Origin of the sequence: Bradyrhizobium sp. SHOUNA76 (assembly GCF_023006445.1) — a bacterium.
In the GTDB taxonomy this organism is placed as follows: domain Bacteria; phylum Pseudomonadota; class Alphaproteobacteria; order Rhizobiales; family Xanthobacteraceae; genus Bradyrhizobium.
In genome coordinates this window covers 1-846 of record NZ_JALBHA010001003.1, presented here as the reverse complement: position 1 = coordinate 846, position 846 = coordinate 1, and the positions used below count along the sequence as shown (strand labels likewise).

Below are 846 nucleotides of genomic sequence, written 5' to 3'. Positions count from 1 at the left end.
GGCGTCGGTGCGCCCGGTGTCGGCGTGCGCGCGGGAACACCGATGAATCGCGGCGGCCCGGTCAATCGCGTCGGCGTGCGCTGATATTTCCATTCGATTGAGTTGATTGCATCGCTTCGGGCCCAGGGCGCCCTGCGGACGACCCCCCCGTGCTCCGCCGGCAAAATCACCCGGCCCGTTCCCTCTCTCCGTGCGTCCCACACGTTCGGAGAGGGGGCTTTTCAGCCCGCGGCCGCGTCGCTGTCGGGAAAACACTGCGGCAATTGCAGCCGCACGCGCGTCCCGGAGGCATCGGAACTCAGATCGAGCATCGCGCCGCAGCGCGCGGCGCGGCTTCTCATGTTGCGCAAGCCGCGCGCGGTCTGGCCCGTGCGCGCGGCCTCGCTATTATCGCTCACCGCAAAGCCATGGCCGTCGTCGGTCACGCTGATCACGCCGTACGGCCCCCGGTCCCCGTCCAGCGTGTCGATGGTGACCGCGATGCGGCGGGCCTGTGCGTGCTTGACCGCATTGGTCACGGCCTCGTCGAGGATGCGCACGATCTGGATGACGTGCCATGGCCTGAGCTCGGGATGCAGCGGCAGGCCCTGCGGCGTCGCCACGCGCCAGTCGAGCGTGATGTCGTGCGGCCGCAATTGCGCGCTCGCGCGTTCGCGCCAGGAGCCGAGGGCAAGCATCAGGTCGCCGCCGATGTCGTCCATGGAATCGATGACGAGACGCAGATCCTTCAGCGCGGCACGGGCGGCGTCGGTGATGGTCGCGCCCTCATGGCCACGCTCGGAGAGCGCGACGATGCTGACGAGCTGGCCGCCGAGGCCGTCATGCAGGTCACGCATCAGGCGCGTG

Annotated in this window: 1 protein-coding gene; it reads right to left on the bottom strand. The window is 69.4% G+C overall.

Annotation, left to right across the window (positions count from 1 at the left end; genetic code table 11):
* Positions 1-221 precede the first annotated feature (221 nt).
* A partial coding sequence (locus tag MOV74_RS39290) for a sensor histidine kinase (protein ID WP_246932998.1) occupies positions 222-846 on the bottom strand: 625 nt, incomplete at its 5' end.